9 protein-coding genes and 1 pseudogene are annotated in these 12,921 nt (G+C 61.0%); 1 reads left to right on the top strand and 9 read right to left on the bottom strand.

What is annotated here, in order from left to right:
* Nucleotides 1-106 precede the first annotated feature (106 nt).
* Nucleotides 107-1,216 carry a PilT/PilU family type 4a pilus ATPase gene (locus tag IMW75_RS13095; RefSeq protein ID WP_045057628.1) on the top strand — a complete coding sequence of 370 codons (1,110 nt, stop codon included), beginning with the start codon at nucleotides 107-109 and terminating at the stop codon, nucleotides 1,214-1,216.
* A gap of 63 nt (nucleotides 1,217-1,279) precedes the next feature.
* Here IMW75_RS13095 and IMW75_RS26930 read toward each other — a convergent pair.
* From IMW75_RS26930 to IMW75_RS13055, 9 genes and pseudogenes are all read right to left on the bottom strand, one after another.
* Nucleotides 1,280-1,357, bottom strand: a pseudogene (locus IMW75_RS26930) (outer membrane lipoprotein carrier protein LolA); the annotation flags it as partial.
* A gap of 29 nt (nucleotides 1,358-1,386) precedes the next feature.
* Nucleotides 1,387-3,342 carry an acetoacetate--CoA ligase gene (locus tag IMW75_RS13090; RefSeq protein ID WP_205892840.1) on the bottom strand — a complete coding sequence of 652 codons (1,956 nt, stop codon included), beginning with the start codon at nucleotides 3,340-3,342 and terminating at the stop codon, nucleotides 1,387-1,389.
* 100 nt (nucleotides 3,343-3,442) lie between these two features.
* Complete coding sequence (locus tag IMW75_RS13085; protein ID WP_045057563.1) at nucleotides 3,443-4,216, bottom strand: 3-hydroxybutyrate dehydrogenase; 774 nt, start codon at nucleotides 4,214-4,216, stop codon at nucleotides 3,443-3,445.
* A gap of 7 nt (nucleotides 4,217-4,223) precedes the next feature.
* The gene (locus IMW75_RS13080) at nucleotides 4,224-5,615 is read right to left on the bottom strand and encodes a GntP family permease (protein ID WP_045057562.1); all 1,392 of its coding nucleotides are present in this window, start codon (nucleotides 5,613-5,615) and stop codon (nucleotides 4,224-4,226) included.
* Nucleotides 5,616-5,906: 291 nt separating this feature from the next.
* On the bottom strand, nucleotides 5,907-7,325 hold the full coding sequence (locus IMW75_RS13075) for a sigma-54 interaction domain-containing protein (RefSeq protein ID WP_205892839.1): 1,419 nt from the start codon (nucleotides 7,323-7,325) through the stop codon (nucleotides 5,907-5,909).
* The gene (locus IMW75_RS13070; protein WP_045057560.1) at nucleotides 7,322-8,905 is read right to left on the bottom strand and encodes an ABC transporter ATP-binding protein; all 1,584 of its coding nucleotides are present in this window, start codon (nucleotides 8,903-8,905) and stop codon (nucleotides 7,322-7,324) included. Before IMW75_RS13070 ends, IMW75_RS13075 begins: the two co-directional genes overlap by 4 nt.
* Before the next feature lie 16 nt (nucleotides 8,906-8,921).
* Nucleotides 8,922-9,944, bottom strand: coding sequence for an ABC transporter permease (locus IMW75_RS13065; RefSeq protein ID WP_205892838.1), 1,023 nt, complete (start codon nucleotides 9,942-9,944; stop codon nucleotides 8,922-8,924).
* Complete coding sequence (locus tag IMW75_RS13060) at nucleotides 9,944-11,005, bottom strand: microcin C ABC transporter permease YejB (protein WP_205892837.1); 1,062 nt, start codon at nucleotides 11,003-11,005, stop codon at nucleotides 9,944-9,946. The genes IMW75_RS13065 and IMW75_RS13060 overlap by 1 nt, the downstream gene beginning before the upstream one ends.
* The gene (locus IMW75_RS13055) at nucleotides 11,005-12,873 is read right to left on the bottom strand and encodes an extracellular solute-binding protein (protein WP_205892836.1); all 1,869 of its coding nucleotides are present in this window, start codon (nucleotides 12,871-12,873) and stop codon (nucleotides 11,005-11,007) included. Before IMW75_RS13055 ends, IMW75_RS13060 begins: the two co-directional genes overlap by 1 nt.
* Between the last annotated feature and the right edge of the window lie 48 nt (nucleotides 12,874-12,921).

The raw sequence follows: 12,921 nt of genomic DNA, 5'->3' as shown, positions 1-12,921 counted from the left end.
AGTAATGTCGGTCTGGCGGCGTCTATTATGCTTGCAAGGTGGTAGACGCTGGGTGGCCTGTTGGGGCCATACTGTCCAATTGAATGCTTCGCGGGTGTTTTTTGCCATGGAAATCGTTGCACTGTTAACGCTGCTGGCCCGCCGTAACGGCTCCGATCTGTACCTCTCCACAGGCGCGCCGCCCAGCGCCCGGTTCGATGGGATATTGCAGGCACTGGCCGAGCAACCGTTCAAGGCGGGAGAGATCGCCGCCATTGCCGCGTCCATCATGGACGCCGAACAGCGCCTGGAGTTCGATCGGGAGCTGGAGATGAACCTGGCGATCTCGTTGCCGGGGGTGGGGCGCTTTCGCGTCAATATTTTCAAACAGCGTAACGACGTGTCCATCGTCGCGCGCAATATCAAGCTCGACATTCCTCGCTTCGAAGACCTCAACCTGCCAGCGGTGCTGCTCGATACCATCATGCTCAAGCAAGGCCTGATGCTGTTCGTAGGCGCCACCGGGTCGGGCAAGTCGACTTCCCTGGCCGCGTTGATCGACTACCGCAATCGCCACAGCAGCGGGCACATCATCACGATCGAGGACCCGGTCGAATATATCCATCGGCACAAGCGTTCTATCATCAACCAGCGCGAAGTGGGGGTCGATACCCGCAGCTTTCACGCCGCGCTGAAGAATACCTTGCGCCAGGCCCCGGACGTGGTACTGATCGGCGAGATCCGCGACCGCGAAACCATGGAGCATGCCCTGGCATTTGCCGACACCGGGCACCTGGTGATTTCCACGCTGCATGCACACAACGCCAATCAGGCACTGGACCGCATCGTCAATTTCTTCCCGGACGAACGCCGCCCCCAGTTGCTGCATGACCTGGGCAACAACCTCAAGGCGTTTGTTTCCCAGCGCCTGGTGCGCAGCCGTAGTGGCCAGCGTCGGGCCGCGGTAGAAGTGATGCTGGGCACGCCGACCATCGCCGACCTGATCCGGCGTAATGAGCTGGATGAGCTCAAAGGCATCATGGAAAAATCGGCCGAGCAGGGGATGCAGACGTTTGATGGCGCGCTGTTCGGGCTGGTGGTCGAAGGGGCGATCGATGAGGAGGAGGCGTTGAAGCATGCGGATTCAGTGAACAATCTGCGCTTGCGACTGAAGTTGCATGGGGAGGTGACGCCGGGGGCGGCGCCGGCCTCTGGCGAATGGGGGCTGATGGATTGACCTGGGCTAGACGGGCTCATGGACCGATATGGTGTATGTCGGGCTTATGGGTGACATTTTTCATGTAGGAGCGAGCTTGCTCGCGAAAAACCTGAGAACGCTGCGGGGTGTCAGTTTTCCCGTGTCATCGTTGACCACCATCGCGAGCGAGCTCGCTCCTACAACGGCTATCAGTTGTGCAATTCGGGGCGGTTGCGGTATTGCTCCAGCGCCTCGGGATTGGCCAGTGCATCGGTGTTTTTGACCTGCTGCCCATGCACCACATTCCTCACCGCCAACTCCACCACTTTGCCGCTGATGGTGCGAGGAATGTCGGTGACTGCGACAATCTTCTCCGGAACATGCCGTGGCGTGGTATTGGCGCGGATGATCTGGCGGATCTGTTGTTGCAGGCCTTCATCCAGCGACACTCCCTCGCGCAGTTTCACGAACAGCACCACCCGCACATCATCCTGCCACTGTTGACCGATGGCCACGCTGTCCACGACCTGCGGGACTTTTTCGACCTGGCGATAGATCTCTGACGTTCCGATGCGTACACCGCCCGGGTTGAGCACCGCGTCCGACCGGCCGTGGATCATCATTGCGCCATGCACCAGTTGCTCGGCGTAGTCGCCTTGGGCCCACACGCCGGGAAACTGGCTGAAATAGGAGGCCCGCAGTTTCTCGCCATCGGCGTCATGCCACAATCCGATCGGCATCGCCGGAAAATGCCGGGTACACACCAGCTCGCCTTTCTCGCCGATGACCGGATGGCCTTCGTCGTTCCACACTTCAATGGCCATACCCAGGCTCTTGCCCTGCATTTCGCCACGGCGCACCGGCAATAGCGGGTTGCCGATGACGAAGCACGAGACGATGTCGGTGCCCCCAGACATTGAGGCCAGGCACAGGTCGCTCTTGATGTCGCGGTAGACGTAGTCGTAGCTTTGCGGCGACAAGGCCGAGCCCGTGGACAGGAGGGTTTTCAGGCTGCCCAGGTCGTGGCTGTGCCGGGGCTTCAGGCCGCTGCTTTCCAGGGTCGCGAGAAACTTCGGGCTGGTGCCAAAGACGCTGATGCGTTCATCGTCGATCAGGTCGACCAGGCGTTCCGGACCTGGATGGAACGGCGAACCGTCGTACAGCACCACCGCGCTGCCGACCGCCAGGGCCGAGACCAGCCAATTCCACATCATCCAGCCGCAGGTGGTGTAGTAGAACAACCGGTCGCCGACTCCCAGGTCGGCGTGCAGGCCATGTTCTTTCACATGCTGCAGCAGCACGCCACCGGTGCTGTGGATGATGCACTTGGGTACGCCGGTGGTGCCGCTGGAGTAGAGGATGTAGAGCGGGTGCGCGAAAGGCACGGCAATAAAATCAGGCTCGCCACCGACTTCGTAGAAGTCTTCCCACAGGCTGACATTGGCCGGAGTATGGAAGTCGTCGATACGCGCCTGTGGCCGAGCGTAAGGAACAACGATCAGCTGTTGCAAGGACGGCAGCCGTACGAGGATTTCATTGACCTTGACGGTTTGCTCGATGTCCTTGCCGGCGTAGCGGTATCCGGCGCAGGTGATCAGCACTTTTGGTTCGATCTGGCCAAAGCGGTCGATCACGCCCTGGGTGCCAAAGTCAGGTGAGGAGCAGGACCAGATGGCCCCCAGGCTGGTGGTGGCGAGCATCGCCACCAGGGTTTGCCAGGTATTGGGCATGCATGCGGCCACCCGGTCACCCAGGCCGACGCCGGCAGCCTTGAGGCTGTTCTGCAATCCGGCGACGTGTTCACTGAGTTGCGCCCAGGTCAGCTGTTCGCGCTGACCGTTTTCTGCGATGGCGACCACGGCCACCGCATCGTCGCGGCGCCGCAACAGGTGCTCGGCGAAGTTCAGCGTGGCGCCGGGGAACCACTGGGCGCTGGGCATCTGTGCGCCTTCGAGCAGCACGCAGTCCGGTTGCTGGTGAAAGCGGATGTCGAAAAAGTCGACAATGGCTTGCCAGAAGTCCGCGCGCTGATCGATGGACCATTGGTGCAGGGCAGGGTAGTCATCGACATGCAGGTGATGGCGTTGATTGATAAAGCGCCGAAACGCTTCCATGCGTGTCTTGCCAATGCGGTCGGCATCGGGTTGCCAAAGGATGGTGGACATGGCTTGGCCTCTTTTTTTATTTTGAAATCCAATCGCGGGCAAGCCTTGCTCCCACAGGTCTTGCATATAGCCTGAGGGAGCAGACTTTGGCCCTACCTGGCTACTGAGCCAACCACCCACCATCGATATTCCAAGCGGCCCCCCGCACCTGGCTGCCCGCGTCACTGCACAGGAACAGCACCAGTTCACCCAGTTGCGGCGGCGTGACGAACTCCAGGGACGGCTGTTTCTCCGCCAGCAAATCATGCTGCGCCTGCTGCGGGTCAACGCCTTTGGCAATGCGATCATCGATCTGTTTCTGCACCAGCGGCGTCAGCACCCAGCCTGGGCAGATCGCGTTGCAGGTCACCCCGGTGGTCGCGGTTTCGAGGCCGACCACCTTGGTCAAGCCAATGACCCCATGCTTGGCAGCCACATACGCAGCCTTGCCAGTGGAACCCACCTGGCCATGCACCGAGGCGATGTTGATGATCCGCCCCCAGTTCTTCGCGCGCATGCCGGGCAGGCTCAGGCGCGTACTGTGGAACACCGACGAAAGATTGATCGCGATGATCGAATCCCAGCGCTCCACGGGAAAATCCTCCACGGCCGCGACGTGCTGGATGCCGGCATTGTTCACCAGAATGTCGATGCCGCCGAACTCGCGCCCGGCGTAGGCGATCATCTCGGCGATCTGCGATGGATCGCTCACATCAGCCGGATGATGGCCTACCTTGCCGCCAAATTGCTCTACCTGGGTGATCACTGCCGTGGCATCGCCAAAGCCGTTGAGCACCACGTTGGCGCCGGCCTTGGCCAGGCTCAGGGCAATGCCCAGGCCAATGCCGCTGGTGGAACCGGTAACCAGTGCGGTCTTGCCCGAAAGAGTGGTCATGAATACCTCACACAATGCCAGTGGCGTAGAAAGTGCCGATCACCACGAAAACCGCCAGGGTCTTGATCAGCGTAATACAGAAAATGTCTTTGTAAGCTTCCCGGTGCGTCAGGCCGGTAACGGCCAGCAAGGTGATCACCGCGCCGTTGTGCGGCAAGGTGTCCATGCCGCCACTGGCCATGGCGGCCACCCGGTGCAGCACTTCCAGGGGAATGTTGGCGGCATTGGCTGCGCTGATGAATTGTTCTGACATGGCCGCCAGGGCAATGCTCATGCCCCCGGACGCCGAGCCGGTAATCCCCGCGAGCAAGGTCACGGTAACCGCCTCATTGACCAGTGGGTTGGGGATGTTCTTGAGCCAGTCGGCCAATACCAGAAAGCCCGGCAGCGAGGCGATCACTGCGCCAAAACCGTACTCCGATGCAGTGTTCATGGCTGCCAGCAGCGCGCCGCTTACAGCACTTTTACTGCCTTCGGCGAGCTTGCTGCGAATCGCCTTGAAGCCAAATGCCAGAACCATGAGGATGCCGATCAGCAGGGCAGCCTGTACCGCCCAGATCGCCGTGAGCTTGGCGATTTCGGTGGTGACCGGTGCGCTCATGCCCGGCAGGGCGAGGCTATGAGTCTTGCCGTACCACTGGGGAATCCAGTGAGTGAACAGCAGGTTCATGACGCCCACGGCCAAAAGTGGCGACAGGGCGATCCAGGGGTTTGGCAGCTTGATGTCTTCGGCTGTCTCCGGCTCGTTGCGCAGCTCGGTGCCATAGCCTTCGCCCGCGCGCTGGGCCTTGTTGCGCTGGCGCTGCAGGAACAGCATGCCGGCGCACACCACGAATATGGAACCGATCAATCCCAGCCAGGGCGCTGCCCATGCGGTGGTGTTGAAGAAGGTGCTGGGGATGATGTTCTGGATTTGCGGAGTGCCGGGCAGGGCGTCCATGGTGAACGAAAAGGCACCTAGGGCGATGGTTGCCGGGATCAGGCGCTTGGGGATATTGCTCTGGCGGAACATTTCGGCGGCGAACGGGTAGACCGCGAACACCACGACAAACAGCGACACGCCGCCATACGTCAGCAGCCCGCACACCATCACAATCACCAGCATCGCCTGGCGGGTGCCGAGCATGCGGATCGCTGCGGCGACGATAGAGCGCGAAAAGCCGGACAGCTCGATCAGCTTGCCGAACACCGCACCGAGCAGGAATACCGGAAAGTACAGTTTGATGAAACCGACCATTTTTTCCATGAACACGCCGGTGAAGGCAGGTGCAACGGCGGAAGGGTCGGTGAGCAGGACGGCGCCGAGGGCGGCGATAGGGGCGAAGAGGATGACGCTGTAGCCGCGGTAGGCGGCCAGCATTAGCAGCGCCAGGGCTGCCAAGGCGATGATCACACTCATGGTGTGTCTCCTGAATTGTTATTTTTTTGGGTGAGGCTTGGTAGGAGACGCTTTAGCGAGTTTCGTGCCAGTGGTACAACTCATTGAAATATAAGGAAAATGTTGTTTCATTGAGATTGGCGTCAAGGTTTTTGTCTCGGATTTGAGAATTGCTTCGGCTGGGGGGAGCCATCCAGGGGAAGCCTTGCTCCTGCAGAACCCTGAAGACTGCAACAGTTGTGCTAGGCCTCGCACCTGTTGGAGCAAGGCGTGCCCGCGATGAGAGTCTATCTACCAATAGAGACCCATGTCTCATATTGGAGACTCGGCAATCCCCAAAGCGACCATCTTCTTGTACAACGTCGACCGCCCCAACCCCAGCAGTACTGCCGCATCAATGACCTTGCCGCTACATTGCGCCAGGGCTGATTCAATCAGTTGTCGATCAAAACGCTCCCGCGCCTGGCTGAACGTCTCATGCGCAGCTGTCACGATCACCGGTGGCGCCGCACGCTCCACCGGGGTCAACGTGCCGATTGCCGCCCGTATTTCCTGGGCGTCGAGGATCAGATCATCACTGAGCAATGCCGCCCGCTCCAGCACATTGCGCAATTCACGAATGTTGCCCGGCCAAGCGTGTTGCGCCAACAGCGCCAGGGCCTCTTGGTTGAGTTCATGCTGGCTGCGCAGCTCTTCAAGGATCGCCTCGCTCAGGGCTGGCAGGTCGCCTGGGCGATCACGCAACGGCGGCACATTGATCGGCAAGACATTGAGGCGGTAATACAGGTCGGCACGAAACTCGCCGCGCTTGATCGCCGCTTCCAGGTCCGTGGAAGTCGCCGCGATGACGCGCACATCGCTCTGGATCATTTCGTTGGAGCCCACGGGCTCGAACTCCTTCTCCTGAAGCACGCGCAGCAACTTGCTCTGCAGGGGCAGGGGCATGTCGCCTATCTCGTCGAGGAACAGCGTGCCTCCTTGCGCCAATTGCAGCTTGCCGATGCGACCCTTGCGGTCTGCGCCGGTAAACGCACCGGGAGCGGTGCCGAAGAATTCGGCTTCCAGCAGTGCTTCGGGGATGGCCGCGCTGTTGATGCTGACAAAGGCTTTGTGGGCCCGGGGTGACGCGCCGTGGATCGCCTGGGCGAGCAGTTCCTTGCCGGTGCCGGTTTCGCCGAGCAGCAACACCGGAGAATCGGCGCTGGCACCGCGTCGGGCACGGCGCTTGACTTCGAGGGTCGCGGTGCTGGTGCCAATAAAGTGGGCAAAGTTGTACTTGCTCTGGCGTGCCCGCAGCAACGAGCGGGTCGAGGCCAGTTCCTCTTGCATGCTCATGTAGCGCTTGAGCATGGGCGAGAGGCTGCGTAACTCGTCGAACAGCGCAAAGCCGATGGCGCCGATCACCACACCGGTATCGTCATGGATAGGCAGGCGCATGACCACCAGGGGCTCCTTGGGGGTGTCCTGCATGTCGAGCAGGATCGGCCGGCCGGTGCGCACCACCTCGCGCAGCAGACTGCCGGGGATCACGCTTTCGCATGGCTTGCCGATAGCCACTTCAGCCGATTCCAGGCCAAAGCGGCGGGCGTAGCGCTCGTTCATCCAGACGATGTTGGCATCGCGGTCGACGATGACCGTGCCTTCGCTCGATTGCTCGATGATTTCGAACAGCGAGCGGATCGCCAGCAGGCGCACGCGCTGGTAGTCCTTGAGGCTTTCGGTGGTGTTCATGATGGGGGCCCGCCAAGCAGCGCTGCGGCCAGCAACTCCTTGGTATACGGATGCTGCGGTGAATCGAACACCTCATGGCTGGCCCCGCGTTCCACCACCTTGCCGTCCTTGATCACGATCATATCGTGGGCCAGCGCGCGAACCACGGCCAGGTCGTGGCTGATGAACAGGTACGTCAGGCCATGTTTTTCCTGGAGCTGACGCAGCAGGGCGACCACTTGTTTTTGCACGGTACGATCCAGTGCCGAGGTCGGCTCGTCGAGCAGGATCAGCGCCGGTTTCAGCACAAGCGCCCGGGCAATGGCGATGCGTTGGCGCTGGCCGCCTGAGAACTCGTGGGGATAACGATGGCGACTTTGCGGGTCCAGGCCGACTTCTTCCAGCGCCCGGATCACCTCGGCCTGGCATTCATCAGCGCTCAGTTGGCTGTGCACTTCGAGACCTTCGCTGATGATCTGCGCCACCGACATGCGAGGGCTCAGGCTGCCGAAGGGGTCCTGGAACACCACCTGCATTTTCTTGCGCCATGGCCTTAGCTGTTTTTGCGTGAGACCGTCCAGCGCCGCGCCCTGAAAGCGGATGCTGCCTTCGGAGTCGAGCAGGCGCAGGATCGCCTGGCCCAATGTCGACTTGCCCGAACCGGACTCGCCGACTATGCCAAGGGTCTTGCCGCGCTGGATGTTCAAGCTGATGCCATCGACGGCGTGCAGGTAGGTCTTGCGCTGGAACAGCCCGCTACCGAGCAGGAACTTGACGTTCAAGTCATCGACTTCCAGCACATTCTCGCGCTCGTCCCGGGGCAATGCTTCGCCTTCCGGCTCGGCATTCAACAAGACGCAGCTGTAGGGGTGTTTCGGTTCGTTGAACAGGGTTTCGCAGGGCGCCTGTTCGACGATCTCCCCGGCCTTCATCACGCACACGCGCTGGGCGATGCTGCGCACCAGGTTCAAATCGTGGCTGATCAGCAACAGGGACATGCCCAGGCGCTGCTGCAGGGATTTGAGCAGTAGCAGAATCTTGCGCTGCACCGTGACGTCGAGCGCGGTGGTGGGCTCGTCAGCGATCAGCAGCTGCGGTTCGCAGGCCAGGGCCATGGCGATCATGACCCGTTGCCGTTGCCCCCCGGACAGTTGATGCGGGTAGGCCTTGAGCCGCTCCGCAGGTTTTTGAATGCCCACCAGGTGCAGCAACTCGAGGATACGTGCCTGGGCCGGTTTGCCGGTCAGGCCCTTGTGCAGCAGGAGCGCTTCGCCGATCTGCTTCTCGATGCTGTGCAGGGGGTTGAGCGACGTCATCGGCTCCTGGAAGATCATCGCTATCCGGTTGCCGCGCAATTCGCGCAGCACCTTGGGGTCGGCGCCGAGCAGCTCTTTGCCATGATAGCGGATGCTGCCGGTGGTCTCGGTGCCGGTCTCGGGCAGCAGTTGCAGGATCGAATGCGCGGTCACCGATTTGCCGGAGCCGGACTCGCCTACCAGTGCCAGGCATTCGCCGGGGCGAATGTCCAGGCACAGATTGCGCACCACGGTCTGGCCGCTGAAGGCCACGCAGAGGTCACGGATTTCGATCAGGTTACTCATATCAACGGTCCGTCATTCAAGATCGCGGATCAAAAGCATCGCGCAATGCCTCACCGATAAAAACCAGCAAGGAAAGAATCAGTGCCAGGGTGAAAAACGCCGTCAGCCCAAGCCAGGGTGCCTGCAGGTTCTGTTTGCCCTGGCCAATCAGTTCGCCCAGGGATGCACTCCCGGCGGGCATGCCAAAACCGAGGAAGTCCAGGGCCGTCAGCGTGGAAATCGCGCCGGTCAGGATAAACGGCAGATAGCTCAAAGTCGCATTCATGGCGTTAGGCAAGATGTGCCGCACGATCACCTTTCGATCGGTCAGCCCCAGCGCTCGCGCAGCCTTGACGTATTCGAGGTTGCGCCCGCGCAGGAACTCGGCACGCACCACGTCCACCAGGGCCAGCCAGGAGAACAGCGCCATGATCCCCAGCAGCCACCAGAAATTGGGCTCGACGAACCCCGAGAGAATGATCAGCAGGTACAGCACCGGCAACCCGGACCACACCTCCAGCAAGCGCTGACCGAGCAAGTCTACCCAACCGCCGTAATAGCCTTGCAAGGCGCCGGCGGCAATGCCGATGAGCGCACTGACCACGGTCAACATCAGGGCGAACAGAATCGACACCCGCGCACCGAAAATCACCCGGGCCAACACATCGCGAGCCTGGTCGTCAGTGCCCAGCCAGTTCTCGCTCGAAGGCGGGCTGGGGGCGGGTTTGCTCAGGTCGTAATTAGGGGTGTCCGCGCTGAAGGGAATGGGCGGGAACAGCATCCAGCCGCCATCTTTTTTAATCAGTTTCTGCACATATTCGCTGCGGTAATCGGCCTGAAACGGCAGCTGCCCACCGAACTCCTGCTCGGTGTGGCGCTTGAAGGCCGGGAAATACAGTTCGCCCTGGTAACTGACCACCAGTGGTTTGTCATTGGCGATCAGTTCGCCGCCCAGGGTCAGCAGGAACAGACCGATGAACAGCCATAACGACCACCAGCCGCGACGATTTTTGCGAAAGCGTTCGAAGCGCCGACGACCCAGCGGCGAGAGCTTGAACATCAGGCGTTCCTCGCGGCGAAGTCGATACGGGGGTCGACCAGGGTGTAGCAGAGGTCGCCAATCAGTTTAATCAGCAGGCCAAACAGCGTGAAGATGAACAGGGAGCCGAAGACCACCGGGTAGTCCCGCGAGACGGCGGCTTCGTAACTCATGCGGCCCAGGCCATCAAGGGAGAAGATCACCTCGATCAGCAGCGAGCCGGCGAAGAACACGCTGATGAACGCCTGGGGAATGCCCGAAACCACCAGCAGCATGGCGTTGCGAAACACATGGCCGTACAGCACCCGGCGTTCGCTCATGCCCTTGGCGCGTGCGGTGACCACGTATTGGCGGGTGATTTCGTTGAGAAAGGAGTTTTTGGTCAGGATGGTCAGGGTGGCGAACCCGCCAATGACCAGCGCCGTGACCGGTAGCACCAGGTGCCAGAAGTAGTCGGCGATCTTGCCCACGGTGGACAGCGATTCGAAGTTGTCAGAGACCAGGCCCCGCACCGGAAACCAGTTCAGTGAGGTGCCACCGGCGAACACGACGATCAGGAACATCGCGAACAGGAACGCCGGCATCGCATAGCCGATGATGATCGCGGTGCTGCTCCAGATATCGAATGGGCTGCCGTGGTGCACCGCCTTGCGGATGCCCAGCGGGATCGACACCAGGTAGGTGATCAGCGTGGCCCAAAGGCCCAGGGAGATGGTGACCGGCATCTTCTCCAGGATCAGGTCGGTGACCGTGGCGCCGCGGAAAAAGCTCTTGCCGAAGTCCAGTCGCGCATAGCTGGTGAGCATCAGCCACAGCCGCTCATGGGCCGGTTTGTCGAAACCGTACTGTTTTTCAATTTCCTTGATCAATTGCGGGTCGAGCCCGCGACTGGCCCGGGAACTGCCCGACGGTGCATCGCCGGAACCGCCGCCGACACTCGCACCGCCGATGCCTTGCAGGTGCGCGATGGCCTGTTCGACCGGACCGCCAGGTGCGGCCTGAACGATGACGAAGTTGACCAGCAGGATGATCACCAGGGTTGGAATGATCAGCAGCAGACGCCGTAACGTATAAGCCCACATCAATGAGGCCCTCCGGGTTTGCTGCGGCTGATGCGCTCGGCGGTCATCTGTTGGTTGGTCAGGGGCGTGGTGCTCATTTCCCACCAGCTTTCGATGGCTTCGTCATTGCTCGCCTGCTCGTTGGGCATGCCGAAACGGTTCCACCAGACGGTGGAAGTGCCCGGCGGATAGTAGTTGGGGATCCAGTAGTAGTTCCACTGCAGTACCCGGTCCAGGGCGTGGGCGTAGCGCAGCATGTCGGCCTGGGTCGAGGCGCGGATCAGGCCGTTCACCAAACTGTCCACCGCAGGGTTCTTGAGCACCATGTAGTTGTTGGCGCCCGGGTCGTTGGCCGAGGCCGAGCCGAAATAGTTGAGCAGCTCGCCACCGGGTGACGTAGTGACCGGGTAACCGGTGACGATCATGTCGTAGTCACGGCTCATGAGGCGGTTGACGTACTGGGAGGCATCGATGCGGCGGATGTTCAAGTCGATGCCGATCTGCTTCAGCGTGCGCTTGTAAGGCAGCAGCAAGCGGTCAATGCCGTTCTGGCTGACAAGGAAGGTGAAGCTCAGCGGCTTGCCTTCAGCATTCACCAATTGATCGCCCTCGGGTTTCCAGCCGGCCTGTTCAAGCAGCTCCAGGGCCTGCAACTGTTTGTCGCGGATGACTCCGCTGCCATCGGTTTTCGGCGCTTCGAACACCTGGGTGAACACCTCGTCGGGTATCTGCCCGCGCAACGGCTCGAGTATCGCCAGTTCCGCAGCGTCCGGCAGATGCCGGGCGGCGAGTTCGGTGTTGGAAAAGAAGCTCTGCTGGCGTATGTACAGGTTGCGCATCATCTGCCGGTTGCTCCATTCGAAATCCCAGAGCATGGCCAATGCCTGGCGCGTGCGCCGATCCTGGAACATCGGGTTTTGCAAATTGAACACGAAACCCTGGCTCGGTTGCGGTGCCTGGGTAGCCAGGTGGGCTTTTTGCAATCGGCCGTCGCGCAGGGCGGGGCTGTCATAACCAATGGAGTAACCCGTGGCGGAGAACTCGCGGTTGTAGTCATAGGCGCCGCCGCGCAGCACCTGCCGCGCCACGTCGGTATCACCAAAATACTCGATGCTGAAATGGTCGAAATTGTACAGCCCACGGCTCACCGGCAAGTCCTTGCCCCACCAGTCGGGGTTGCGCTCGAACGTGATGCTGCGCCCGGAATCGACTTTGCCGACCCTGTAGGGGCCGCTGCCCAGTGGTGCCTCGTAGCCGCCACCAGCAGCGAAGTCGCGAGTCTTCCACCAGTGCTCGGGGAATACCGGCAGGGTAGCGATGTCCAGGGGCAGGGTGCGGTTCTCGTTACTCTTGAAATCGAACCGAACCGTCAGCGGCGATTCGATCTCCACCCCTTTGACGTCGGCGAACTGGCTGCGATAGCGCAGGCTGCCCTGGGTCATCAGCAGGTCGAAGGTATAGCGCACGTCTTCGGCAGTGATTGGCGTGCCATCGGCGAAACGCGCTTTCGGGTTCAGGTAGAAACGCAGGGACAGGCCGTCATCAGAGCGTTCCATTTGTTGCGCTACCAGGCCATACACGGTGTAGGGCTCGTCCATCGAGCGCTGGGCCAGGGGCGAGTAGAGCATGCCGTCGATCTGCGTGACACCGATGCCTTTGTCGATGTACGGCAGCATGTGGTCGAAGTGACCGATCTCGACCGCCGAACGGCGCAAGGTGCCGCCCTTTGGGGCCAGGGGATTGGTGTAGGCAAAGTGGCTGAAGCCGGCAGGATACTTGGCGGGTTCGCCGTACACGGTCAGTGCATGTTGCGGTGCTGCATTCACACCGGCGGCGCCAAACAACAGGGCCACGGCAGTGAATAGCACAGTAGGGAAAGCCAGTCGCATTGTCAGCCTTAGAGCCGGGCGGTCGATAACCGTAATTTGTACGCTAGC

The sequence above is a fragment of the Pseudomonas gregormendelii genome, assembly GCF_017114825.1.
Classification (GTDB): domain Bacteria; phylum Pseudomonadota; class Gammaproteobacteria; order Pseudomonadales; family Pseudomonadaceae; genus Aquipseudomonas; species Aquipseudomonas gregormendelii.
Note: the sequence above shows the minus strand (reverse complement) of the source record. Positions and strands in the feature narration are given on the sequence as shown.